Source organism: Mucilaginibacter sp. RCC_168, from assembly GCF_041355315.1.
In the GTDB taxonomy this organism is placed as follows: Bacteria; Bacteroidota; Bacteroidia; order Sphingobacteriales; family Sphingobacteriaceae; genus Mucilaginibacter.
Genome location: NZ_JBFUPN010000014.1, coordinates 138,265 through 164,964, shown reverse-complemented (window position 1 = coordinate 164,964; position 26,700 = coordinate 138,265). Strand labels below are relative to the sequence as shown.

The 26,700-nt window shown below is 44.1% G+C and carries 22 protein-coding genes; 18 read left to right on the top strand and 4 right to left on the bottom strand.

Going from position 1 to position 26,700, the window contains the following annotated elements; translation table 11 throughout:
- Window positions 1-4 precede the first annotated feature (4 nt).
- Complete coding sequence (dinB, locus tag AB6735_RS15135) at window positions 5-1,162, bottom strand: DNA polymerase IV (RefSeq protein WP_370996688.1); 1,158 nt, start codon at window positions 1,160-1,162, stop codon at window positions 5-7.
- A gap of 146 nt (window positions 1,163-1,308) precedes the next feature.
- On the opposite strand from dinB, the gene AB6735_RS15130 reads away from it, so the two are divergent.
- From AB6735_RS15130 to AB6735_RS15105, 6 genes are all read left to right on the top strand, one after another.
- Window positions 1,309-1,797 (top strand): hypothetical protein, encoded by a 489-nt coding sequence (locus AB6735_RS15130; protein ID WP_370996687.1) that lies wholly within the window; start codon window positions 1,309-1,311, stop codon window positions 1,795-1,797.
- Window positions 1,798-1,800: 3 nt separating this feature from the next.
- Window positions 1,801-2,604 carry an SOS response-associated peptidase gene (locus AB6735_RS15125; RefSeq protein WP_370996686.1) on the top strand — a complete coding sequence of 268 codons (804 nt, stop codon included), beginning with the start codon at window positions 1,801-1,803 and terminating at the stop codon, window positions 2,602-2,604.
- Between the two features lie 220 nt (window positions 2,605-2,824).
- Entirely contained in the window at window positions 2,825-4,669 is a 1,845-nt protein-coding gene (locus tag AB6735_RS15120) for a DUF262 domain-containing protein (RefSeq protein WP_370996685.1), read from the top strand.
- Window positions 4,656-6,980, top strand: coding sequence for a DUF262 domain-containing protein (locus tag AB6735_RS15115; RefSeq protein WP_370996684.1), 2,325 nt, complete (start codon window positions 4,656-4,658; stop codon window positions 6,978-6,980). Before AB6735_RS15120 ends, AB6735_RS15115 begins: the two co-directional genes overlap by 14 nt.
- A gap of 155 nt (window positions 6,981-7,135) precedes the next feature.
- A complete protein-coding gene (locus AB6735_RS15110; RefSeq protein WP_370996683.1) occupies window positions 7,136-7,945 on the top strand; it encodes a Shedu anti-phage system protein SduA domain-containing protein in 810 nt (269 codons plus the stop codon).
- Window positions 7,946-8,001: 56 nt separating this feature from the next.
- Entirely contained in the window at window positions 8,002-8,190 is a 189-nt protein-coding gene (locus tag AB6735_RS15105; protein WP_370996682.1) for a hypothetical protein, read from the top strand.
- A gap of 36 nt (window positions 8,191-8,226) precedes the next feature.
- On the opposite strand, the gene AB6735_RS15100 is transcribed toward AB6735_RS15105, so the two are convergent.
- The 3 genes from AB6735_RS15100 to AB6735_RS15090 form a co-directional block, all read right to left on the bottom strand.
- A complete protein-coding gene (locus AB6735_RS15100; protein WP_370996681.1) occupies window positions 8,227-9,447 on the bottom strand; it encodes an exodeoxyribonuclease VII large subunit in 1,221 nt (406 codons plus the stop codon).
- Window positions 9,448-9,513: 66 nt separating this feature from the next.
- On the bottom strand, window positions 9,514-9,954 hold the full coding sequence (locus tag AB6735_RS15095) for a hypothetical protein (protein ID WP_370996680.1): 441 nt from the start codon (window positions 9,952-9,954) through the stop codon (window positions 9,514-9,516).
- A gap of 35 nt (window positions 9,955-9,989) precedes the next feature.
- Entirely contained in the window at window positions 9,990-11,657 is a 1,668-nt protein-coding gene (locus AB6735_RS15090; protein ID WP_370996679.1) for a DUF4209 domain-containing protein, read from the bottom strand.
- Between the two features lie 43 nt (window positions 11,658-11,700).
- Here AB6735_RS15090 and AB6735_RS15085 point away from each other — a divergent pair, with 43 nt between their 5' ends.
- The 12 genes from AB6735_RS15085 (at window position 11,701) to AB6735_RS15030 (ending at window position 26,699) form a co-directional block, all read left to right on the top strand.
- Window positions 11,701-13,509, top strand: a complete 1,809-nt coding sequence (locus tag AB6735_RS15085; protein ID WP_370996678.1) for a hypothetical protein — start codon at window positions 11,701-11,703, stop codon at window positions 13,507-13,509.
- Window positions 13,509-14,465 (top strand): hypothetical protein, encoded by a 957-nt coding sequence (locus AB6735_RS15080; protein ID WP_370996677.1) that lies wholly within the window; start codon window positions 13,509-13,511, stop codon window positions 14,463-14,465. Before AB6735_RS15085 ends, AB6735_RS15080 begins: the two co-directional genes overlap by 1 nt.
- A gap of 480 nt (window positions 14,466-14,945) precedes the next feature.
- Window positions 14,946-15,494 (top strand): hypothetical protein, encoded by a 549-nt coding sequence (locus AB6735_RS15075; protein WP_370996676.1) that lies wholly within the window; start codon window positions 14,946-14,948, stop codon window positions 15,492-15,494.
- Window positions 15,495-15,736: 242 nt separating this feature from the next.
- On the top strand, window positions 15,737-16,018 hold the full coding sequence (locus tag AB6735_RS15070; RefSeq protein WP_370996675.1) for a hypothetical protein: 282 nt from the start codon (window positions 15,737-15,739) through the stop codon (window positions 16,016-16,018).
- 9 nt (window positions 16,019-16,027) lie between these two features.
- Complete coding sequence (locus AB6735_RS15065) at window positions 16,028-16,270, top strand: hypothetical protein (RefSeq protein WP_370996674.1); 243 nt, start codon at window positions 16,028-16,030, stop codon at window positions 16,268-16,270.
- Window positions 16,271-16,280: 10 nt separating this feature from the next.
- Window positions 16,281-16,574, top strand: a complete 294-nt coding sequence (locus AB6735_RS15060) for a hypothetical protein (protein ID WP_370996673.1) — start codon at window positions 16,281-16,283, stop codon at window positions 16,572-16,574.
- Between the two features lie 27 nt (window positions 16,575-16,601).
- Window positions 16,602-17,018: a very short patch repair endonuclease gene (locus AB6735_RS15055; RefSeq protein ID WP_370996672.1), complete on the top strand. Its 417-nt coding sequence runs from the start codon at window positions 16,602-16,604 to the stop codon at window positions 17,016-17,018.
- A gap of 78 nt (window positions 17,019-17,096) precedes the next feature.
- Window positions 17,097-18,677 (top strand): DNA cytosine methyltransferase, encoded by a 1,581-nt coding sequence (locus AB6735_RS15050; RefSeq protein WP_370996671.1) that lies wholly within the window; start codon window positions 17,097-17,099, stop codon window positions 18,675-18,677.
- A gap of 9 nt (window positions 18,678-18,686) precedes the next feature.
- Window positions 18,687-20,222: an ATP-binding protein gene (locus tag AB6735_RS15045; protein ID WP_370996670.1), complete on the top strand. Its 1,536-nt coding sequence runs from the start codon at window positions 18,687-18,689 to the stop codon at window positions 20,220-20,222.
- Complete coding sequence (locus tag AB6735_RS15040) at window positions 20,222-23,293, top strand: Z1 domain-containing protein (protein WP_370996669.1); 3,072 nt, start codon at window positions 20,222-20,224, stop codon at window positions 23,291-23,293. The genes AB6735_RS15045 and AB6735_RS15040 overlap by 1 nt, the downstream gene beginning before the upstream one ends.
- Window positions 23,294-23,298: 5 nt before the next feature.
- The gene (locus AB6735_RS15035) at window positions 23,299-24,267 is read left to right on the top strand and encodes a PD-(D/E)XK motif protein (RefSeq protein ID WP_370996668.1); all 969 of its coding nucleotides are present in this window, start codon (window positions 23,299-23,301) and stop codon (window positions 24,265-24,267) included.
- Between the two features lie 2 nt (window positions 24,268-24,269).
- Window positions 24,270-26,699 carry an AIPR family protein gene (locus AB6735_RS15030; protein ID WP_370996667.1) on the top strand — a complete coding sequence of 810 codons (2,430 nt, stop codon included), beginning with the start codon at window positions 24,270-24,272 and terminating at the stop codon, window positions 26,697-26,699.
- Window position 26,700 lies beyond the last annotated feature (1 nt).

The following is a 26,700-nucleotide window of genomic DNA, read 5'->3' as shown; positions in this document are numbered from 1 at the left end:
CTACTTAAAGATTGATATTAATACCGGAAGCGAGTTTGATGGAATCAGGGCCGAAACGTCGGCGTATCTTATCCATCGCCTGGCAAAGACTATATTGTTCTTCAGATTCAGCATACAGGTCGATCTGTTCGAAACCATTCACGAGATTAGACAAACGAACGCCCACCAGCCTGATCAGTAACCTTTTCTGGTAAGCCGCCTTAAAAAGCTCTTTCACTTTTTTGATCAGCGGCCCGTCTAAGGCGGTGTAGGGAATCGTTGCCTGTTTGGTAACATCCTCGCGGGTGGAATAACGAACCGTCACGGTCACACAAGCGGTTTGTTTCTTTTTCTGACGCAGTTCAAAAGCCAGTTCCATCACCATCGAGGTCAGCAGGTCGTTGATGGCTGCAAGGTCGATACTGTCGTTTTTGAAGGTGGTTTGTGTCCCGATGGATTTTTGCTCCTGGTAGGGTATGATTGGCGAATCATCAATGCCCTTAGCTTTTTGTAAAAGCCAGATGCCGTTTTTGCCCAGGATACTGGTCATGTATTCCGGATGAACCTGTGAAAGTTCATAGATCCGCTTAATACCCATGTCGCTGAGCTTGACAAACGTTTTGTCCCCTAAGCCTGGAATTTTGCGGATGGATAAGGGGTTCAGAAAGGGGCGCACCACTGCCTTTTCGATATTCAGTTCGCCGTTTGGCTTGCATTCATTGGTTGCCATTTTGGAAACGGTTTTATTGACCGAAAGCCCGAAAGAAATTGGCAGTGCGGTTTCCTTCATCACCTTTGCCCGTAATTCTTTGGCGTAACGCAGCGTACCGAAATGCCTGTCCATGCCGGTCATATCGATATAGTGTTCGTCTATGCTGGCTTTTTCAATGAGCGGCACATTCTCTTTAAGGATTTCCGTGATCTCGTGGGAGGCTTTGGAATATTCATCCATGTTGCCTTTGATCCAGATGCCGTGCGGGCAAAGCATTCGCGCCATACGGGCGGGCATGGCAGAGTGGATACCAAATTTACGTGCTTCATAACTGCACGAAGCCACCACACCACGATCCGACAGGCTCCCGATGATCACCGGTTTGCCTGTCAGTTCTGGGTTTTTACGGACTTCAACGGATACGAAAAATGCATCCTGGTCCATGTGGATGATCTGGCGGTCTGTGCTCATTTATGCCTGGGATTTTAGTATTAAAACTTCAGTGTTTAATCATTATATAACTTTGCTTTTATTCGTTCCAAAAACGGATAACAAAACTAATACTAAAAATATTAGCATTTTGTTTATATTTGAAAATAATTTTAGAATTGGGCTAAATGGCTGATAGCTTGTTTTATAATCCATTTCTTCGCATTAAGGAAGACTCCTTGAAGAAACTCATGGGTGCAGGTAATCCTTATGTGGTCATCCAACGCTTTCAATGGCCGGGCCAGCCGCTGCAAAAAACTTTTTTACTGTCGGCATATGCAGATGAGCAGGAAGCGCAGTACCATGAACAGGAATTAAGGCCGAATGAAGGTAAAGCACAAAACCTGCGGGACCCGAATCAGTACCAAACGGTTGTTAAGCTCTTAAAAAACGAATCCGGCGTTACGATGTTCTTCAATAAAACAATAGATGTCCGTCATGAAAAACGACTGCAGAAAGCCTATGTGAAAAATGTTTCTGCGTATATTCACTATATCCGCATGAAAAAAGAAGATCACTATGATGTGCGTATATTTGTGGTTTACGGCCGACTTAAAGCAGAAATCACCTCCGGTGACCAAAGCCATACGGCCCTTTTTTATGATATGATCAAATAGCTTATGTGCAGAGATATCAGCTTTCATTCAGAAATACAAATCGTCACCCAGGATTTTAAAGGCATTCAACTGGCCCCCAGTTTGGCGCATTACCCCAATGAAATGTTGCATGTAACCTGCGAGGTATTGCCTACGCATCCTATCGTTGTTAATAGGAAGGCTTTGGTGTTAGCGAATATGAGTTGGGGCGTGGTACCAACCTTTATTGACGACCCTAACGAAAGGCAAAAGCAGCGACTCAACTACGTTAACGCCCGGTCAGAAAGAATTATCGGTGATAAAAAATCTTACTGGTATAGGATTCGTAATAACCGTTGCCTGATTCCGGTTACTGGCATCTATGAACACCGGGAAGTTAAGGGCTTTAAAAACAAGATCCCTTATCATATCAGCCTCGAAGGCCGCAAGCAATTTTACGTTCCCGCACTTTACCAGGTTAGCCAGGAAGTAGATCAGCATAGCGGTGAGTTCTACAATCTCGCATCTTTCACGATGATCACCCGGCATGCCAACGATAAAATGCAGTGGATACATAATGCCGGCGACAATAAACACCGTATGCCATTGTTCCTAACACCTGAAATGGAACATGCCTGGGTACTGGATGACCTGGGTGACGACGACATGGATGAGTTCTTTCATTTTGAAATGCCATCCGATGCTATCGCACATCATCCCGTATACTCCATACGCAGCCGTAAACCAAAACCGGAAGGTATAATACCGGACGCTTATTATGACTGGGGTAAGAAGTTGCCAGTTTATGGGCAGGAAGAACCACCGGCGGACCAGGCCAGCCTCTTTTAGATAATGGAAATTATGGTAGACCAGGATTGGTTGCTGTGACGGGTTTTGGTTGTAATGCCAGGTTAACGCCATATATCATTAGGTAAGTGGGAAACGGTCGGACTTATTCAACCCGTAACGAATCTTTTGCTCCACTTTTGTTGCTCTTCGGATTTTGACGGGCTCTATAAATCAAATCGCCAATTTGCTAAATAAAATCCTTTATCATTAGCTTTAGCACATGATTGAAAATACCATCGGTCTCATGCCCGTTAGCGAATTACTTGGAAGATGTTTTTTTGTACCGGCGTACCAACGCGGTTATCGCTGGACAGAAAGACAAGTAACCGATTTGCTCGAAGATATATACACCTTTGCCAAAAAGACGGAAAAGACTCCGGGGGAATTTTACTGTCTCCAGCCAGTCGTCGTAAAATTCGATGAAGAAAAGAATTACTATGAGGTAATCGATGGCCAGCAAAGGCTGACAACGATCCGGATACTGCTGGTCTATCTGCAAAAGGAACACCACCACGGGCAGCCGCTTGAAAAATATTACGGCAAAAAGTTGTTTAAATTAGTCTACGAAACGCGTCCAGATTTAACACTTTTTCTGGATAACATCATTGCCGACGAAACTAACATTGAATTCTACCACGTCTATAAATCCTATGACTATATAAGTAATTGGTTCGCTGAAAAAGTCCAGTTAGGCGAAATGTTTTATGAACTGTGCGACACTATTATTAAAACGCTGGTCTACAATCAGAAACATAACAAGCAGGAAGGCGTCGTTCAGGTGATCTGGTATGAAATGCATCCCGGAAGCACCAATGCTATTGATACATTCATCCGCATTAATCTTGGCAAGATTCCGCTGACCAACGCGGAGCTGATTAAAGCACTTTTCCTGCAAGAGCGTAATTTTGGTTCAAGTGAGGCTGCCAGGCTTATGCAACTGGAGATTGCTCAGGAATGGGACAACATCGAAAACCAGTTACAGGATGAAAACTTCTGGTGGTTTCTGAACAGATCCGGTAACAGCGCTTCGTCTCATATCGAATTCATTTTTGATATTATGCAAACCGACATCGTTGGCGAAAATAAAGAACTGGATAAAGAGATCGGCAATGATAAAGACCGCACCTTCCGCTTTTTCAGTAAACTTTTTGGTAACGAGCCGGATTATGAGGTGATCAAGGCGAACTGGGATCGCGTGAAGGAATACTTCGCTACCTTTAAAAAATGGTTCGATAATCCTAAATGGTACCATTACATTGGCTTTTTGATCTATACCGGTAAAACTGTTGAGGAAATTCTTAAACTACTGAACCAAAAAAACATTCTCACCAAAGAAGATGCAGACAGAGAATTAATCGACACGATCAAAAAAGAGTTCGAACACCTCGATTGGGAAAAAGTTGACGACGAATACCATCTGAAAGTAACCTATAAAGAAGGCAGCGAACTTCTAAAGCGCTTTTTTCTTTTGTTTAACCTTGAATATATCGTCCGCAAAGCCGGGCAGGAAAATCTTGTTTACCGTTTTCCCTTCAAAGCTTTTAAAACACTAAAAAAGAAACGCGAGGAAAATAACTGGGACATCGAACACATCAACGCTGCTACGGATAACCAGCTGGAAAAATGGGAAGATCAAAAGACCTGGTTACTGAATGCCATTGAAGATGTAAAGGAGATGCCGGAACCCCTGCAAACTACGATCCGTCACTTTCTTAGTGTGGCTAATGGGGAAGGTTTTGAGTCACTCCATGAACAGGTATTGTTAGTTTCCGGGGAAACGAATATGGAAGAAAAATTAAAACACAGTCTCGGTAACCTCACCCTGCTGGACGCAGGAACTAACCGCGGATACGGCAACGCGCTTTTCACCTCAAAGCGGCGCATAATTATTGAAAAAGATAAAGCGGGCACCTTTGTGCCGATCTGTACAAAGCATGTTTTTTTGAAATACTTCGATGGCAACCCCAAAGCCACCTGGACAGAGGATGACGTAAAAGCTTACCGCAATGCCCTGGAAGATACTATGTCTGTTTTTCTAAACCCCAAACCTCATGAAAACGCATAACCTGCTCGACCTGTTAGGCGGCACAATTATAATAACCACACCGGATGGTGACCATCCGCGAAAGATAGATGGCATTACGATCCCAATTATACAGCGCGATTACGCCCAGGGACGTCCGGATGAGGACCTGATCAGAGGACGATTCCTTACCGCATTATTTGCTGCTCTTGAACAGGGTAATGGGTTGGAGCTTGATTTTATTTATGGGTCAGTCAAAAAAGGAACAGGTGAAACAGAAATGTTCCTTCCATTGGACGGGCAGCAGCGCCTGACCACACTCTTCCTGCTTTATTGGGTCGTCTCCAACAATGAACTCGGCACACATGAACGCCAGCTTTTCTGCGCACAGCTGGCCAGATTCAGTTACGCCACCCGCTCCACAGCGAGAGATTTCTGCCAGAAACTTGCTCACCTGACTTTTACGAGCGATGCGGCAGGACAGATCAGGAAAGCTTACTGGTTCCACAATGGTTATGCGCAGGATCCTACTGTGAAAGCCATGCTGCGCACAATTGCTGACATTGAGGCGCGATATGCGAACTGCGGGTCACCTCTTTTCGCAAGTTTGGCCAGACTGTGCTTTTATATTCTGCCGCTCGATGGGTTCAGACTCACCGATGAGCTCTATATCAAAATGAACGCGCGCGGTAAGCAGCTGACGGGTTTCGAAAACTTTAAGGCAGATCTCATCGGCTGGATGAAGTCTGACGAAAACCCCGACGCAACGAAACTTGCACGGCAGGTTTCCTATGGCAAAACGATGATGCCGCATTACCTTACAATCGCCTCCAAGATTGACAACATCTGGACCGACATTTTCTGGCCGGTTGCAAGGGCGCAGCCAAAAGAAGAAGATAAGATCGTCGACCCCTATTACTTTCGTTTTATCAACCGTTACGTACTCAACGAATTTATAGTCCGTTACGACCGCAGTGCGGCACAAATTGAAGCTTCAGAGACCTTTACCCAGCTATATGGCGATAAAGGCAGCGACGCTTCGCCGCGTTACCGGGAGTTCACCTATTACCGGCCCGTCTTTTCCGGAGATTTTGCCGGTCGTTTCGAGCGGGCTATGGACCAGCTGGCAATTCACCAGGAAAGCATCCGTGCAGCGCTGAATACATCCCTGAACAGTACACCCAATTGGTTTATTTATGATGAAAGCATCAGCCAGGTGCAGCGAATCCTGTTAGCGGCGGTTACCGGATATCTGGAAGAACACACTTATGACATTCAAAAATTCAAAGAATGGATGCGGGTGGTCTGGAATATCATAATCGACCCCGACATCAGGAGCATAGGCGCCATGGTCGCTGTTATGAAAACAGTAACTTCCCTCGCAGCGGGCAGCGGGGATATTCATGCTTACTTTAAGACACCGGAGTTTACAGCGCTGGCAGAAAGAAGCGGTAATATCCAAAAGGAACAACTGGCAGAGGAGAAACTGAAAGCCGGATTATTCGAAAACGAAGGGTGGGAACAAATTATCAAAACAGCTGAAGCCCATCCGCTTTTCCAGGGCAATATTGGCTTCCTGTTGCTCAGCAAACCAACACTGGCCGAATTCGAACACAGATTTACCAGCTCGGTTCTGCTGTTTAGTCATTACGGCGCAAACAAGGCCTTCAGGCAGGATCGTGGGCTATATCGTTACCTTATAAGCGCGTTGCCGGACTGGTCAGCGTTGTATGCGTTTACCTACGCTGATGACTTCCAGAACTGGCAGCTAATTCTTCGCAGAAATCAAATTGCCAAAACAGTCATCAATCAACTTTGCGCCTGCGAAAGTAAAGCAGCAATGCAGCAGGTAATCAACGCCGGTATTAACCGGTCATCAGCGATATCCGGCTGGGATAACGGGAACGCAAAATTAAGGCTCATCCATACGAACCTATACTTTGACGAGCGTTTTGTCGACTGGACGCAAAAGGAGAATAAGCTTACTAAAGTAAAGGAACTTTATGGTCATCGTTATTTGATCAGGCCGAGCGCCTGGTTTGATAAGGTCATGATCGACAATCGCAGAAACGAGGTCATCAACCTCTTGTGCCAGCAACCCGGGGCAAGAACCGAAAATCGCTGTGGTTCTACACAGTTCTTCTGGGGCGAAGAAATCAATGTGTACATTACACGAAACGGTCATCAATACCTGCTGGAATTCACCCGAGACATAAGGCTCCATATCAAGATCGCCGCCGAGGCAGACGGCCTGACCAAGTGGACGCCTTATAAGGGCTTTGACGAATTGAGGCTGGGAAGCACCGAAGAAGCAGCAGCAACAACTTTAGAAATTGTTAATAGTCTGGAATGATATTTATCGGCCCCGGCGAACAAGTCACTTACATTTTTTGGTATCATGTTAACTGATGGAAACAGCTGATTGTTTTTGCAAAAGTTCAGGTGGCAGTATCGTCAATTGCAGCAACTGAGTGAAAAGCTTATCTTTATCTTCGCTGAAACATGGTTATGAACGACAATAAATCTCCGGAAGCTGAAATCCTTAAAGCCGCTGAAACTAATAATGATATTGTTGGCCCCGCGAAAGCCGGGGATAAAACCGAACAGGATGACGTTATTACAAATACGCCTGAACCACCGAAAAATAAAAAGGAAGTTCCCAATGATGAAGGCAGTTCGCCATGGAATATCGCTAAAGCGGAAAAGGATGTACTTGCCTCATTTGCCAATGACTCGGAAACTGATCTTTTGAAAGTATTAAAAGATAACAGCTTTCTCTTTTATGATCTCTACGATAGAAAGTATGGGATACAGCCAGTCTTCAGGGAATTAAACTTTGGAGCCGAATTCCGTTGTGATTTTGCATGGTTAAATGATAAGTCTTCCGGCCCGGAATGGGTGCTTGTCGAACTGGAAAAACCCAAAATGCCCTTATTTAATGCAGATGGTAAGCCAACTGCCAAATTGCAGGGAGCATTGGAGCAGGTTAAAACCTGGGATCAGTATTTTGAGGAAAATAAAGGAGAGGCAAAACGCATTTTCGGTGCGGTGGCAGAATTCAGGTTTATTCTGGTTGCAGGTTCCGGTGAACATTGGGGAACTGAACACGCACAAAAATGGCGTATTTACAACCATAAGAGGTTTCACATCGAGATCAGGTCAATGGACACTTTTTTAAGAGCAATCAAGATTGCAAAAGAGCATCCTGCGGAACTCTGGAGTTTTAAGGAAAAGCCCGTCACTTTGCCCCATACCAGGTTGGAGAGTTACTGGCGCGAATTCGACTACATGGACAGATGGCGGCAGGTTATTGATTAATATGATTGAGTAATTATATAGTCATTGTAAACGGTTACTAAACTATTAGTCAACTTATGCCCTGGATACCTGAACCATTGATGGCTGAAATATGTCAGATATTTACTGACGCAGACCATCGTACCCGGAATGATTTTATCGTAAATGAAGTTGTTAACGAACGTGATTACCTTAGTCGCTTTCTGACCCTTGCAGCTTATCCCCGTATTAGCGGCGGCAATAAATATAAAGGCATTTCCTCCTGATTTCAAAATAGCCGTTACCGGGATTTTTGGCTTTGGTTAATGACTCTTAATCAGCATACCGATTATGATGCCAAGGATTACAGCGATGATAACCGCTGTCCAGTTAACCGGGGATTTGTTCTCGAGCTTAGATAGCTGGGCTTTATAATTGTTAACCTGGTCATTAAATATCGCCTGCTTTTCATTTTGCAGCTTTTGGCTTTCGCCCAGTTGCTGGTTGTAGGTATTAGTCAGCAAACTGATCTGGCTGTTTAATCCGTTAATTTTTTCATTATACACCTTTTCGAGGTCTTCGTTGTTTTTCCTTTTAAGTTCTTCAACTGCTTGAATCTGCTGTTTCAGATTATTGATTTCTTTTTCATAATTAGCTGTTAGCTGTTTCTTAACCGACTCAACTAATCGCGCCCTTGAATTTTGCACTTCCTCAATAGTCTGATTATAAGTATCATTCAGGAACTGACCAAATTCAGATGGTGTAATGAATGCCTTGTCAGCAACTTTTTGAAGCAATGTTACATCATCTTTGTGTCCAATAGCTGTTATCAGCAAGGCTTTTAATCCGGTCGCTTTTTCGGCTATTGCAGGCTTGTTAAAAATTTCGAGGTTTTCTCCGCCACCCCGTGAAATAACGATAATGTCTGTTCCCTGTTCGTCCAGCTGATTAAGGGTCTTGATAATTTCAGTTTCCGAGCTTAGGTTGATGCGGTGAAAATCGAGTTGATAAAGGGCGATAGATTCTCTGAGCTGATGTTTAATGTCGTTGTCAATAATTGCATTTTTGCCGACAACCACGCCGATTTTAAACGGATGTTCCTGAATGATCTTCTCTTTTATCCAGCTTTGCACATCCCTGAAGCCAGCTGCTGCTTTTGCTTGCTGGATCTCTATCCGTTTTATTTCTTCTGATGAATACTTATTTAGGGTCTGGTCAACCAAATCAGTTACCGTTAACTGAATATCGATGCGGCTGGCATTGTTAACCACCCGTCGCGTTATAAAACCGTTTATAGTGATTGTTTTGTTATGCTGCATCTCATTACGGATAAGAGCAGGCACAATCAGGGTAATCTGCGCATCGGAAGATTCGTCGCGGAGGCTATCATAATAAGAACCATTGTAAAAGGCACCTTTACCTAACTGGAAAATACCTTTAAGCTGTATGATCCTTTGGGTTTGTTTTAGGGAAATTGAATTATTAAAAAGATTAAGCACCGCAGCGGGTGAGTAAATAACAGGTGCCAGGTTTTCTGCTTCCATTACCGTAAAATTATTAAAATTATCGGTTAACAGTCCTGGATGGTATCAGGGAAGCATCCCGGTTAGCTATAACTCATCAAGCTTTCGTTCTTCCTCATCTGAAAAGCGGACATGCTGTGACAGGTCCTTAACCATTTTACGGGCGAAGACAGCGCCGTCCTCTTCGCTTTTCATTACATCGTCATCTCCAAGATCGGCATTTTGGCCGTATATAGCCTGTTTCAAATCGCGGCGCTGCTCCATCTCTTTCACCTTATCATCAACCTTCTCTACCATAGAATAATCAGGGGTGCCGTTTTCGGCGAGGTCGCGGAAATCCCGGTAGGGATTAAGGTTAGTCTTCATCACCTTTTGCATCACCTCTCCCCATTGCAACAATTCTTCTGCTGTATAATCAGGGTTATTCTTCTTTGCCATGTATTGAACCATAGCCAGATATTGTTCCGGTGTGCCGTTGAACCTGCGGCCAAAGCCGAGTAATTTGCTGATAAATGACAGAAATCCCATAGCGTAAATGTTGGCTAATGTAAAATTAGCGATTTTTAAGATAGCGGGGTTATCTCTTTTAAGAGATATTTATCGAGGTGCAAGCTCAATTTAAGGGCCAGCCACCAGGTATAAAATCCGGCGGGTGCAAAGAATTGTCCTGTAGCGTATTTTCCGTGGGCAACCAGGTTCCGGATATTGTTGCCGAAGGATTCATTTAGTAAGCCTTCCAGGTCAAAGATCAGATCCTCGTGTAAAATACCGTTTAAATGGTTGAAATAAAATGCCAGGCTATTTTCGGTTTGAATATCTTCAGTCAGCTTTCTGGTGATGACCCCATAGGTTTGCAGCACATGACGCAGCCCGTTCTCTATTTGGGGGATCAGTAGATGTACCGCAACCGCAAAATTTCCGCAGAAACCATGATAAAGGCCGTGGGTGTAGATGTCCAGCCGGTCCTGCGGTATAAATTTACTGTGGCTGATCAGCCAGAATACTTCGGGTTCGCTGATTGCATATTTGTCCGAAAATTTATCGTAGGCGGGACGAAGCACCATTTTACAGTGAATGTCTCTGATCATCGCGGCATCTTTATAGATCAGATCGCTATTATCTGCGCTAATGGCAACAGTATTTCCTTCTCCATCAGTCATTGTTGATCCCATAAATTTAAGGTGCAGGAATTGGTCGGACTTACCCTTCAGATCATCGACAAGTTCCTGCTTAACAGGAAATTCGCGGTCGATCATCCAGTAAACGGCCTGGAATAAATGGCTGAATTCTGGCATTTCAAATTCCGGCTTATCTAATGGAATTGCGGGTAAGGCACCGATCAGCTGGTGCTGGACTGCTGCTTTCTTCAGGATTTCAACCAGCTTATTCCGTAGTGTTTCCGTTTCGGCATCCTTAATTCCCAATTGCTGAAAATGACGGATGCCTTTCTTATACAGGTCAGCCACCATATATTGCAGGGCATTCATACGGTGGTCGTAATCGTCTGCTTCCAATATGTAGCCCCTGGCAACTTCGGTACCGTAGTTAACTGCATCTGCAGGGATCAGTAAAGCCAACACATGGTTACATTGCCGGTAACGTTCAAATTCGCCAGACGCAAGGAATGGCTGAACCGAATCCTTTACCTTTTGAATGAACAACTGGTACGTGGTCGGTTCCAGTTTCAATGGGATCATTTCTTCGGCAAGTTTGGTGATAGAGTAGCAATCTTGCGGCATATCTGCGGCAAGTATTTCCTGTTGGATTGGCAGCACATATTTATCCAGTAGAGCAAATCTTCCCCTACCTAAGCCAACTAATATGCGTAAGATGCGGATGTAGCGATCTCTTTTGGTGCTTAATGTATTGTCTTCTTCGATAAGCGACAGGTAGGTGTCAATGGCCTTTTGAGAGTTGTTAAATTTGTCTTGCTTGTTGACCTGTAAGATATCATAAAAGTAGGCCCGGATATAGGGATTAATGATCCTGGGGCTAATATCGGCTAACACCGCCAGTGTTTCTTGTCCAGGCCGGTGTTCATTGATCTCCTTAACTTTGCTGTTGCCGTTCAATAAACCCAATTTGAGTATGGCATCCAGGTAAGCGAATAAGTCCCGTTCAGGGCCTTGCAGTTCAGGGTCTTCCAGCCTTTCTTCGGTAAATAACTGTATATAGCCAAGCCCATGGCTGGCTGTAAAATGATGGTTCAAAAGGCTGGCTGCATCGGTCATGTCAATCGGTAAGGTTTTTCTATCTTTAAATTTCTAAATTTATATGAAGATCGCTGCAATTTATATCCCGGAGGGCAATTTATCGATAATTTTTGGTGAGGGGCATCAGGAAGTCACTATTAACCTGGGTGGCCGCAACCTGTATCAATTCAAAAACGGGGAACTGGATTCCGTCGAGCTAAACCAATATTATATTGACGACCTGCTAAGCAGTGACATCCCCCTGCTGAGTTGTGTAGTGGGTAATAATGGCGGCGGCAAAACTACCTTGCTGCAATACATAGCCAACGCATATTATTGCACTTATGTACTGGAGGAACAGGATGGCAGTTATGAGCTGACCCGGAATATCGAGAAGATACACCGCATTTATTTTACACCTTACCTAAATTACAATTCGTTAGATGCTGCCCGGAACAATTACAAGGATCTCACTAAACTCACGCTGCTGAAACTGGATAATCATGGCGACAGTGGCTTACTGGATGATTTTTTAGAAGCCCATAATTCAGAAAACACCAAACGCTGGATCAAATTCAACCATTTTTATAAGAACCGCGAGTTTACAAAGATAACTTTGCCGGTATTCCATGAGGTGACTTTAAGCCTGGGATATTTTGATACCAGTATTCATAAGCCGGATAAATTTAATGATACATCCTATCAGCTGCGGCCTGCCATTACCCTGATCTATGAAAAGATTAAACAGGAAGCATCCGAACGGGAAATACAAATGGGCAAGAATTTTACAGGTGATATCCGTGGAGAAGAAGCCAAAATTTTATCCAATGGAATACGGTTTGAATATGACCTGTTTGAAACGGCATTGGGTAAATTGGTGTCCCTTTTGGAAAGGGCCGGTAATCATTACTTAGATGAAGGCATCATCCCCGAAGATTTTGAAAATGTGCTTGAAAAACTGACCGTTAGGGAAGCTTTTCAGTGGTTCCTGGAAAATACCGGGGTGTATGCGGGTAGTGAACAATACCTGTTTGTACAGCACCTGCCTTTACTGGAACTGGTGGATTACGTGCGGTCGCTCGTGAACGAAGATACTCTGACGGATAATTGGCGGAGAATAGTGATCAACGAAGCCCAGGCTTTACGGGTGATCCAATTGTACGATGCTTTCAATGTTTCTTTTATTGGAGAGTGGTTTAATTTCGACACCAAGCCGATGTTTAAGTTCAAACCCGAGATCAATGTCAGTTCCGGCGAGCAGTCCTTTTTAAATTTATTCAGTGTCCTTTACGATCATGCGGATAATATCAAAACCGGCGTTGATATCGATAGATATTCTACCAATTCACTGGAAGGTATTGAAAAGGACATCCTTTTACTACTCGACGAGGGAGACAATGCCTTTCACCCACAATGGAAAAAGGAGTATGTAAAATACCTCCGCGAGATCATACCGATCATTTTCGAGGGGTATCAAATACAGATCATCATTACTTCCCATGATCCGCTCACCTTATCCGATCTGCCAAAAAACAACGTGGTGTTTTTGGAAAAAACTGACCAGGTAACGAAAATCGGCAACTCAGGCTTTAAACGCACCCTTGGTGCCAATATTGCGGATTTGCTGAAGGATTCCTTTTTTATGCAGGATGGGCAGATCGGCGCGTATATTGCCGGGGTGATCGACTTCATTATTGAGGATATTGGCGCAGGTCGTCTGACAGAGGAAAGGCAGATCGCTATTGAACGGATAATTTACTGTATCGACGAGCCCATTATTAAATTCAAACTGGCCGAAATGTTATCAGAGGTGTTGGGTGATCAAAGTTTTGAGGCGCGCCTGATCGATGATGAAATCAGCAGGCTCCAGGAAAGAAGGAGGCAAATCTGATGTTTTATATCGACCAGACAACGCCTTCTTTTTTGCTGGCCAGGGACGAACATTATACCAACGTCCGGTATGTGATCAAAAAGAAGTTATTGGGCAAAAGGTTTACCGAGGCCCATCCGAAAGGACTGGATAAAAGAATAGATGAGGTAACCGGCATTCATTCCACCGTTGCCGCATTTTTGAATGATGAAACGAATTTAAAAGACCTGCTTATCGGTTCTCCTGATGTACTTAACCAGTTCAAAAAAAGGTTTACCAGTAAGAAAGCCATTGCCAGCATTAAAGCATTGATCAGGTATGATGCCTTCATTGACAAAAGCGTGGAAAAAACCTTTGGATTTTATCATGGCTACCACCTGGCGGAAAATTTAGGGATACAAACCTGTATCTATTGTAACCGGCTATATACCCATACGATCATTACAGAAAACCGGGAATTTATAGCCCGGCCAACCTTTGATCATTGGTTCCCGCAAAGCAGCTATCCGTTATTGGCCCTATCATTTTATAATTTAATTCCCAGCTGCAATGTCTGCAACAGTAGCATTAAAGGTGCTTTGCCTTTTGCGTTAAAAGATATTTTTCATCCTTATCTGAAACATCCTGAAAATGAAAAATTGCTATCCTTTAAATTTTCCTACACACTGGAAGATCACCTGGCGGCAAAAAGCAAAATAGTTTCCGGTAATGATTTTACAGCTAATAGTATCAGGGCCATGAAGCTAAAGGAGATATATGCGGGTCATCTTGATGAGATCAGGGAATTGATCTATCTGAAGAAAGCTTATTCAGCCTCGTATATCAGCTCCCTCAATTCTATCTTAAAGTTAACCCTTTCGACAGACGAGATTTACCGCCTGGCTTTTGGCGTTTACATGTATGATGATCAGTTAAATAAGAGACCTCTAAGCAAATTGAAAAAGGATGTCCTGGCCGAGTTGGGCATCATCCCCTGATGTCTGGTTCGGGCATTGCCTCCGGCCCGTGCTGTCCGCTAAATCTTTTTTTTCAAAAAGGATACCGCTGCCATCACTAATGCGGCCATGTCTGCCGGTCAGGTCTGCTATCGCTGACCAAACCGCAGGACGCGCAGCAAGCGTCAGCCCGCCGGTAAGCCGCCACGCCTGCCAAATCGCTCCGTACCGCTGCGCTATACCAGCCGATTTGCGCGCCCACCGGCGGGCTGACCCTTGCTTTTTCCCTTCATAAACGGTTGGTTTACTTGCCGATTGAACAGGCTTTCCAACCATTTGATTTTTTTTAACCGCAAAGGTAAAGCCCTCTGCGCCGCCGTCAAGGGTCTATGAACCCCGCACCAGCCGGGCCCTTGACAACTGCGCACCATGCTTTTAAAACCTTGCATTAAAAAACTCAAATGTAATGTTATGGAAAGCCTGGTATTAAACCTTCAATCAAAAAATCAAATCACCGATTACATGAAAGACAACCACATGGTTGCTTACGAACGGGGTATCTTTCAGGAAATGATCGCTGCTATTAAAGCGGAAGATCAACAACAACTGGATTGGTTCCGCAGCTTCGGCGATTCATTCAGAACAATAACCATGAATGTTTATGCTTATCGTAAAGGCCTTGAATTCGGGTTTACCGAAATTAGTTTTGACAAATACGACTGGTTTACACGCCCCGTGTTTTTAGATAGAGAAGAATTAGCATTTGGTGATAAACTCCGTTATGGTAACCACAGCCTGATCTATTTAGGCAGAGGTGCAAACCACATTTGGACATACGGTATGAACTACAGCTATGGTGTAGCAGGCGGTTGCTATGGCCTGTCGGTTTACGGCAAGCAATTTGGAAGCCGTGATGCTGCCTTCAATCATGCACTGAATGAACTAAAGACCATGATGACAAAAAAGCTTGGCAGTACCGACACCACCAATGATAAACAGCCAGCGATCATTGCTACATTAAGAGAAATCGAAAAAGCACAGGTAAGTATGATCCAGCTGAGCCTTTTCTGAAAGGAGGCTTTTTCCGGTTTTTATTCCTGTCTGAAAAAAAAGGACGAAATCTCAGATGTCAGAAATATTATTAATTAAAATCGCTGGTAATGAGTTAATTAATTCATTTTTATTTGACAAAACGAGAGATTTTTGTTATATTTATTGTAAGATTTAAGAGGTTTACTGTGATGTTTTATGCTGATATGCAAATCACCAGTGATAAACCCGGAGGCATTCATCATAATTATTTAATTTTGGAAATGAACATTTCATTAATCCCGGTAAGGCCGGGGCAGATATGTAAGATTGTTTCGGATGTGCCGGACATGGAAGAGGAAGAAGTTTATATCGTATCTGAAGATCCGGCTGACTTTGATGGCGAAGATGATATTATAGTAGTCGGACTTAACGAACTGCAGCGTAACGTCAGAAACCCGGATAATGCTGAGCGAATTGGGGTCAGAAAGAATCAGCTTGTTGTAGTTGCGGAGGATCTTGAATCATATATTCATTCCTGGAATGACAGTGACAATAAAAAATAAATTTCGAGCATGAGCTTCTGGAGAAAAACAGGATATTCCTATCAGTCGGTCGTCGAAATCAGCGAACCTGCTTTGCTGCAACTGGTAAACGGACTGACCAGAACTGATATTATCGAGTGGCTCATGTGGAACGATCCGAACGGAATCTACAGCGATGAACGTTCTGAAAAAGAATTCGGGACAATCATGTCCAGGGAAGAAGGCCTTGAAATCATGCTGCGGCAGGCAGAAGAAAACCGGATAATAACGTAAATACCGAAATATGATCACCGAAATAAAAACACTTGACGACGTTAAGGAATTTGTGCATCAGCTGATGGCTGAAGGCCTGAATTATCATCCCGATGATGATTTTGACAATTACGTCAATATGCAAACCGGCGACCCTTCCTACACACCAGCGGAGGCATTGCTGAGAAACCAGTTAAATGATCAGTGTTTTAGGGTTTGCGAAGCAGCCGGGGCGGATATCTATGATATTTCCATGGAGATATTCCTGAAAGAAACGGGACTAGATGAATTCATCCCCCTGCCTTCCCAGGCATTACCTGAATAGTGGCACTGTCGTTGCTGTGATCTTCTTATGACCGATGTTCACTCCAGAGAAATCCGAAGTTTTAATATGTCGCGTATCCGCAGCAAGGATACCTCGCCTGAACTGATCGTCCGCAAATTTTTGTTTTCACGCGGCTTCCGCTACAAACTCCACGATAAATCACTTGCCGGCAAACCCGATATTGTACTTCCGAAATATAAAACCGTCATCTTTGTTCACGGTTGCTTCTGGCACGGCCATGAAGGCTGCCGCTATTTTGTGGTTCCGAAAACCCGCACGGAATGGTGGCTGAATAAAATCAATACAAACATCAATAAAGATGCGGAATCCGTTTCCAGACTCCGTGAGGCAGGCTGGAAAGTGCTGACTCTATGGGAATGTGACCTCAGAAAAAGCACAGCTGACAGCACGCTGGATAACCTTTTAAAAGAATTCCACACCTGAGCCTGCGCGCTGCACACACACAATATTATTGGTGTAAGCATTAATATTTCTATCTTAGATTTTTACTTTAAAAAATCTATGCCTTTCCCCATCATTGATTTGTTTGCAGGCCCTGGAGGACTGGCTGAAGGATTTAGTTCACTGACTGAAACGGATAACGAACGCGTATTTAAGATCAAACTGTCTATTGAGAAGGATACCCATGCGCATGAGACACTGACGCTGCGTTCATTTGTCCGGCAGTTTCCGTTTAAACAGCTGCCCGAAGAATATTATAAGTTTCTTAGTCGCGATATTTCCATCGCAGAATTATATCAGACTTACCCCGAAGAATACAGAGAAGCCGCAAATGAAGCATGGCAGGCTACACTCGGCGAAACACCGGAACCGGAAATTGACAGGCGTATCGCAGAAAGTCTTAGTGGTGAAACAAACTGGGTACTGATTGGCGGCCCACCCTGTCAGGCGTACTCCCTTGCCGGGCGCTCGCGTGTTGGCGGCATCCAGGAGGGGGATCACCGTGTACATTTGTATAAGGAATATCTGCGGATCATTGCCAGACATCAGCCTGCTGTTTTCGTAATGGAAAACGTGAAGGGCTTGCTATCAGCTGAATTAAACGGTGAGAAAATATTTACCAAAATATTGAGTGACCTGCAGCATCCATCAACCGTTTTCCCTGAATTCAATTCGTCAGGCTATAAAATATATTCACTCGTCAGATCAAATATCAAAAGTGATTCCGACTACCTGATTAAATCCGAAGACTATGGAATTCCCCAGAAACGTCACCGGGTAATTCTCCTGGGCATAAGGGAAGATATTCAGATCAAACCTTCAACACTAAGGCCTTCAAAAAAGGTGGATCTCAGATCGGTGATCGGAATGCTGCCAGCAGTACGCAGCGGAATTTACCGGGAATTTACCCATACGGACATCGTGGTTTCAGGAAGCGTACAGAAAAAGAAACGCAACTATAATAACCTGGAAGACTCTTACCCCGCATGGTCTGAAAGGATATCAAAATATACGGAGGAACTGCTTAAAACATTTAGCGGGCTGAAGTACGACATCGAATTCAATCCGGTTTACCCCCAGAATACGGGTAAAGAATACTATGAGGTGTCGAGTGATACCTTGCCTCAAAACCACCCGCTCCACGACTGGTACCTCGATCCAAAGCTCAATGCAGCGGTACACCACATATCCAGGGGGCATCTTACTCTTGATCTGAAGCGTTATTTGTTCGCGGCCCTGTACACCAAATTCTTCCATAAATTTCCGAGAATGGAAGATTACAGAAAGTTTGGTGAAGATCTTATTCCCGACCATGAAAATGCAGAGTCGGGTAAATTTAACGACCGCTTTCGGGTCCAGCTGCCGAATGAACCTGCAACTACGGTGACCAGTCATATTTCTAAAGACGGCCATTACTTCATTCATTATGATCCGTATCAATGCAGAAGCCTTACGGTGAGGGAAGCTGCAAGGATTCAGACATTCCCGGACAATTACTTTTTTTGCGGCAGCCGGACCCAACAGTTTCACCAGGTTGGTAATGCGGTACCGCCGTACCTGGCCTTCCAGATCGCAAATGTGGTCGAATCAATTCTTGTTCCTGAAAAGGCAGCGGTAAACAATGATCTTGTCCTGTTTTAAACGATAAATATGAAGAAACAGGAAGAACCAACCCAGCCCGATGAAAGATATGAGGAAGTACCCCCCAACCCGGAGTATCTTATCAAATCAATTGCAGAGCAGGGCTATTCGCTGGAAACCTCACTGGCAGACCTCATCGATAACTCCGTTTCAGCAGATGCACACCATGTCGAGGTAATCATCAATACAGATGCGGAGCCTTTTATACTGTTTCTGGCGGACGATGGCAAAGGCATGGATGAGGAAACACTCAAAAAAAGCATGCACTTTCCGAGTTCTTTCCTTGAAAATGTACGATCAGTTAAAGACTTGGGCAGATTTGGTTTGGGATTGAAAACAGCCTCATTCGCCCAGTCCCGCAAATTCACGGTATTATCGAGAAAAAAAGGTACCGCCCGCTTTTACGGTCGTACCTGGGACGTTGATTTTTTGAAAAAGAGCGAAAAATGGCGGATCATTGTTAACACTGAAGATGAGATAAAAGAACTGCTTGATCAATATGACGAGCTGAGTCATACGTTCCTGAACCGGCCTGAAAACTTTGAGACGAATACGATAGTTGTCTGGCACAGTCTTTATAAATTCGAGGACTACCTCGATGAGGAATCGCGGAGGACAACGATTAAACATCAGATTAGCGAAATCACAACTGAATACCTTTCGCTGGTTTTTCACCGGTTTCTGGAACGAAAAAACAGCCCCCTGATGATCCGCGTAAACAACCGGGTGATCCAGCCGTTCAATCCGTTTCCAGGTGAACAGGATTTCAGGCCGATCCCGAATAAACAACGGTGGCTGAAAGAGGATGTTGTTAAAATGGAAGGATTTATCCTGCCGTCAAGAAGTATTGATGAAAGTAGGGAATATGGTTCAGTATGGGCCACGAAGTCAAGGGGCCTCATGGACCTTGAAGGCATCTACGTTTACCGGGCTGACCGGATAATTGTCTTCGGCGGCTGGAATGATGTGATCAGGAAATCGCCTATCCTGCGGCTTGCCCGCTTAAGGGTGGAGGTAGGAAATAAAGTAGATCATTTGTTCCACCTCAACGTTGCCAAATCACAGATCGTTATTCCCTTTGACCTGAAGAGCGCATTTCTACGCTATGTTGTTCAGCTGAAGGCGGAAGCGGAAAGAGAGTACTACAATCGGGGCATTCAGCAGTTCGCAAAAAAAGGCAAAAAAGACAATTTGCAGCTTTTTGAGAAAAAAGCTACTTCCAAAGGAGTTGCCATGGAAATCAATTCCGATTTCCCGCTTCTCAAATCGCTGAGAACCGGTCTGAACAGTGAACAAAATTCGATGCTGGATTTCATTATCAAAATGGTAAACACCACGGTTAATATCGTCAGACATGCGCATGATGCAAACGTATTTACCGGTGAAAAGGAAAAAGATGGGATTTCCGCAGATGATATCATTAAATCAATTACTGTTCTGAAGAGTAGCGGAGTATCGAATAAATACATAAAGGATAACATCCTGAATGGATTGGGTTATACCGAATCCTCACTGCCCGAAGAAATACTAAACCTGCTGAACTGATGATTAACCGCAATTACACGGACGAACTCCTAAAATTCATTGATTCGGAAGTAGCCGAACTGCGCGAAGGTAACAATCCGCTGACCCGCGCATTTTTTGACAATCCGGAACTGGAAACAAAAGCCAGATCGGCAATAGATATCATTTCGGGCTTATACCGCTGGACGAAGCTGACGGATGAAGCGTTTAAGAAATGTTTTCAGACAGCAGTCAGCGAGTACCGCGCTAACAACGCTACTGACATCACGGCAAGTATGTCCCTGCAAAAATCCTGGAAGGAATCCTGGCTTAACGAAACAAGGATAAAAAGCATGAACTGGCATTACAGCGACCGCTATTTCCGCTATCTTAAGGATGATGGCAGACCGGATAAGATCGTAGCCGAAACACAAAGATCATCCCTCGAAATTCTAAAAAAAATTGGTGACCCGAAGGATGACAAATCCTTTTTTATCAAGGGCTTGGTGATGGGCAGCGTGCAATCCGGAAAGACTGCCAACTTTAATGCGGTTATCAACGGTGCCATCGATCTGGATTATACCCTCATCATCGTGTTGTCGGGGATTATGGAAGATCTCCGGGTGCAGACACAGCTCAGAATCGAAAATGATGTGATTGGCTGGGGCGTCACCGATCTCGAAAAAGGAACAGTTGATTTTAAGGGTGTCGGAAATATTCTGAAGTTCGGGGAACTCGGCGATAATTCTATCCGCCAGGTTATCATTCCTACCTCGCCGAAAGCTGATTTTAACAAAAACATCAAAGCTGCCGAATTTACGCTGAACTACAAAAATGTACTGGTATGCAAAAAAAACAGCAGCGTTTTAACGAACCTCCTGTTATGGTTGAGCGACTACCTTAGCGAAAACAATGACAAGCACGGCATTCCTTTCCTGCTGGTTGATGATGAAGCCGATAACGCATCATTGAATAATATGGGACACCAGGGCCGCGAGTATGCCACTAAAATTAACGGTCATATCCGGGCGCTGCTTGGGCTTTTCAAACGGAAAACCTATATCGGCTATACCGCAACCCCTTTTGCAAATGTCCTTCAGGACAGAAACGAAGCCCCCGATGGTAAATGGCAGGTAAAGACTAAAATAAATGGCTTGCCGGTAGTGAAGGAATTTGCAATGGTTCCGAACCTGGCACCAGATGATTTTATCGAATTATTATTTCCTCCATCCGTTTACGTGGGTGCAAAACATTTTTTTGAAACGAGAATTGAGGAAGTTAAAAAAATTGAGCCACTGGTCGCTCCCCCGGTTACCGATCACCTGAATGCTTTTCCATCGCGTGTATTTAAGGAAACAGGATTACCCTCCTATAATTATGAACCAGATAGCCGCGCGTCAAAAAAGGATGATCCCTATCCCCAATATCTGCCGAATTCTCTTAAAGAGGCTATCATGTGCTTTATCATCTCCACGGCGATCCGGCTGAGCAGGCGCTCCGAGATGATAGACTCCAAATTGTTTCAGCCGCATAATACCATGCTGATTCATATTTCAAGGTTTACAAACTGGCAGAACACCACAAAGGATCTGGTAAAAAAATATGCAGAGGAACTGTTCACCAGACTTGATACCGATCTGCCCAGCAGCGCTGGCTCCATCTACAGTGAATTTGAAAGGATCTGGTTCAAATACTATGCGGAGGTAGTCAGAAATATCCGTACCTATCTTGCCGAAGATTACGAAGATGAATTTTTGACTGTCAGGGAGTTTGACAATATTAAGGAACTGCTGATTTCGGCGGCCAGCGGCATTCAGGTGCTGGCTATCAACAGCGCCACAGAAGACGAACTGGTTTATACGAAGAAAACGGAGAAAAAATACATTGCCATCGGTGGTAACCGTCTTTCGAGAGGTTTTACCCTGGAAGGATTAACGATCAATTATTTTATCCGCGGCACGGATTACGCCGATACGCTGCTTCAAATGGGCCGCTGGTTCGGGTACCGCCCTGGCTATCTGGACTGCTGCAAACTGTTTACCACAAGGGAAAATATTCACAAGTTTGACACAGTAACTGTTACCGTGGAGGAACTGGAACAAGTATTTAAGGAAATCAACCGCAAAAAAGGGCGGCCCGCAGATTTTGAAATAAGGGTGCGGAATAACCCCAAGGTTATCAAGATCACACGTGCCTCAATCCTTAAAAATGCGGAAGATGTAAAGCTTAATTACAGTTCGGGAATTGAGCAATCGACAAAATTCATCATCAATAAGCAAAGGATCGAAAAAAGCTGGGCTGGCCTTTCTACGCTGATAAGATCGGTGAACTGGCGTTCCCGCGATGATATCGACACTTTTTTTTACCAAACCGATGCCGCCGGGTTGTTTAAATTTCTTGATCTTGAAAACTCCTTTTTCGATTTTGATTTGCAGGGGGTTAAAGAGTATGTAACGCTTTGCAATGCCCAGGGAAAGCTGACGAACTGGACAATCGGCATAAAGCGAAACCGCCATGCGATCACCAAAGTCGCCCTTGATAAAGCAGCTTCAGGCCTGCCCGCAGATGTCAACCTGTCCATCAGACGTGGCCCTAAAGAAGGCTCACCTTCGAGGGACGAACTGCTGTTCAGAGAGGTATTTAAAGTATCAGGCCGCTCCGCTCAGATCGTAACATCGGGTGCCGATTTTGCGCTGACCCTTGACCCCGGCCAGATCGCGAAGGTCAAAAAGAGTTTCCTGAACCGGAAAATTAAAGAATTCACAGATGCGGGAATGTCACCAGCAGATGCAAAAAACAAAGCGGAGGAAATTCAGACCATACCGGATAAGGATTACCGTTATGAAATGAATGAAAAGGACGGCATTCTGATGATCTACCTGATCGATCTGGAGCGCGTTTTTGAATCGGAACGCAATGTCTTGGATAAAGAACTTCGGGACAAAGCTGCGGAACTGGACCTTGACCTTAAAATACCGCTCTTTGGCTATGCCTTGGGTTTCCCTGACGTGGGAGCTGATATCGGCGGGGAATATCTGAGGTATAAGGAATTGAACGAAGAAAACGAAGAAGAAGAGGAAGACGAATTTATTGATGCACTTAATGAAGAATAATCTGGATGATGACGACAGAATTTCTTGAAGGAAAATGGAATACAATTGTTCAGGACGGCAGTGCTGAATTCAGGTTTAAAAAGATCAGCGCCGACTGTATGCCGGAACTGAATATCGGGATCAATAAATTATTTAACCGATGCCTGATCCTGGAATTACCAGCTGCAAACAATGTTGATTTTCAGGGTTCTGTTAAACAGAACCTTTCTATCGAATTTTACAGAGGATCGAACTATATTGTCATACAGCTCACGGACAATTCCTACCATGATTTATTCAACGATCTCATTATTTCGCTTTACCATAAAATAAAGGATATTTCTGATGTCGATGTTTACTCAAGGGAATTGATAAAAGCGTTCTACAAATGGAGCGGATTTTTTGACGATAAGCTATCAGACCGGATTTCCCCTGATATCATCAAAGGGCTGTTCGGTGAACTTGCCGTACTAAGATCACTTGTAGCAGATGCCCCTTCAGCAACTATAAACGATGTGCTTAACAGCTGGCAGGGGCCTTATGATAGAGGACAGGATTTTGTGCTTGACGACCGAAACCTCGAAATAAAAACAAAGGAAGTGGCAAAAGCCGACGTGCGGATTTCCAGTGAATTCCAGCTGGAGCCGGAGTTTCAGAAAGGTCTTGAACTCGTTGTGGTTACTGTTGATCCTGTCCCCGCAGACGGTTTATCTTTGCAGGATCTGGCACAGGAGATCAGAGGGCTGATCATTGAACGGCTCGGTGACACTTCGATATTTCTCAAAGCCCTTGCGCAAAAGGGACTGAACCTGCGCAATATTGAGGCGTACAATGACATCATGTACCGCCTGGTAAGCGAAACTTCCTACAACTGCCTGGCAGACGGCTTTCCCCGACTGACCGTATCTGGAATACCGCAGGAAATTAATAATTTAAAATACAACATTCGGATTTCTGCACTTGACGACTATATTTTAACCAGGAGAGATTATTAAGCATGGAGGTACAGGAATATTTACGCTACAGAAAAGACTTGCTGGTACTCGCCCAGGATGATGACAGCTTTATTTCAGAAGCTTCATTTATCGATGCGGTACTGCCTTCCATGCTGGATGCCAAACTGATCGACTCTGAAGAATGGAACGATACCGGTTTCTTATCGGAAACCGAAAAATTGAAGGTAAACGGTTACCTCATCAATGAATCAGAAGAACGGCTTCAGCTGATTATCCTGAATGAGTCCTCTATCGACATTAAAGTTTCTGATGCCGAATTTCAGATTTCCCAGAAAGCATATTACGAAACGCAGTTTGCAAGGACGACCAGATTTCTGAAGAAAGCAATGAACGGCCACTTAAATGAAAGCCTGCAGGATTCCGATCCGGTAAACGCTTTGGTAGCTCACCTTTCTTCCTCAGAAGGCGCCGATCAGTTTGACGTGGTTGATATATTCTTAATTTCGGCAACAGCAACTGTGGAGACGCGCGGCAGTATTCCGCAACCAAAAGGTCTTGAATTTGAAAACGAAAATCTGACGGTAACCTATACCAAAGACCGGCAAAGATTATCAAAGGAAATCCTGATTGTCAGAAGGCTTATTGATCTCAACTTCCTTTATGATATTTTAATTTCACAGGGGAACCGGGAGGTTCTGACCGTCAATTTTGAAAGTATATTTGATGCGCCCATCAAAGCGATAAAGGCTGCAAACGAACAGAATTTTGAATCGTACCTGTGTGTACTTCCCGCCCTGCATCTTGCAGAACTGTATAAGCTTCACAGTACAAGACTTCTCGAAAAAAACGTCAGGTCATTTCTTGATTTCAAAAATGAGGCAAACAAGGGGATGTTTACAACCCTCAGAAAAGACCCTGCCAAGTTCATCGCATTTAATAACGGACTGACGATTACCTCGACATTATCCGACACCTTTGAGTCGGGTGGCCTGACACTGATCAGATCGCTGACGGACTTTCAGATTGTTAACGGCGGCCAGACTACCGCCGCTATCTATTTTGCCAGAAAAAGCGGTATTGACATCAGCAAGGTGTTTGTGACGGCAAAAATCAATGTAGTCAGTGAAGCCGCTGAGGATGAACTGAACAAATTTATAAAAGAGATCAGCCTCTACTCCAATACACAAACCAAGGTAACAACCGTCGATCTGGATTCGCAGAATCCGCAGCTCGTTAAGTTAAAGGCCCTCACCGCCAGCGTTGTTACACCAAGCGGCAAGAAATGGTTTTTTGACCGGGCAAAAGGCGAATTCAACACCATGAAACGCAAGTCCGGAAACAAAACAAAAATCGAGAAGGACTATCCGGATGAAAGACGGTTCTCCAAAGAGCAGCTGGGTAAGTATTATTCTTCCTGGGGTGACCAGCCTTACATGGTAAAAAAAGGTGGAATCAAGGTCTTCAAATATTTTATAACCGCTATCTGCGGTGATGGCGACAAGAAAAAGGGCGTTATTGTTGACCGGAACTTTTATGAAGAACTCATTGCCAAAATGATCCTGTTTAACAAGCTGGAAAAAGTTTACGGCGCGGGTAAGAATTCAATAGGTCAGCTCCGTTCAGCCGTGGTTCCGTATTCCATTTCTATTCTTTACAGGTTTACCGATGGATCAAAATCAGGCAGCACTTTTGACCTGACCAAAATATGGATAAAAGAAGGCCTTGAAGACGACCTGACCCTTTACCTTGAGGACATGATGAAGCTGGTCAATGAACTGCTGAAAAAATATTCCGACAGTGACGACGTTGGCGAAAATACCCGGAAAAAGGAATTATGGGATAAAGTGTCGGAATGCCGTGAAATTGCTGCATTCATGGCCACTTCCAATAGTCTGAAAATAATAAAAAAGTATTCCATCAGCAATGAGGAACGTAAAAAACGTAATGCCAGAAATTCAAAACTTGCGGAGGTCGATTTCAAACTGTTGAAAGACAATATTGAAATTTACACTAACGGCATTGGTTTTTACGACAACGTGCTGACAGGTTATGGGAGATCTCTAACGGTAGCCGAGATGAACAAGCTGGGAATTATCAAATCCTCTATATCCAATCTCGAAAACATTAAGGAAGCGCATGTTGATTTTGAACGGGAACTGGTAAGACGGATAAGGACGGAGGCACCTGAAGTCTTCGACCGGAAGGTTAATAATGAGATGGTATTCTGGCAACAGATTTTTGATTTTATCGTACAGATTTATAACAACGCGGTAAGCGAGGGAGAAGACGTTGGAGCGGCATTTAATCGTGTTCAGGAATTCGCAAAATCAAAAGCGGTCAAATACCCTTCTGTATTCGGGCAGATCGGCGAGTTACTCAAAAACGGGGACACTCCGACCGTAAAACAGGTTTGGTATGCCTCCCATATCCTGGCGCTGAAAGAATACACATCATTAGCCACTCAATCTTAAC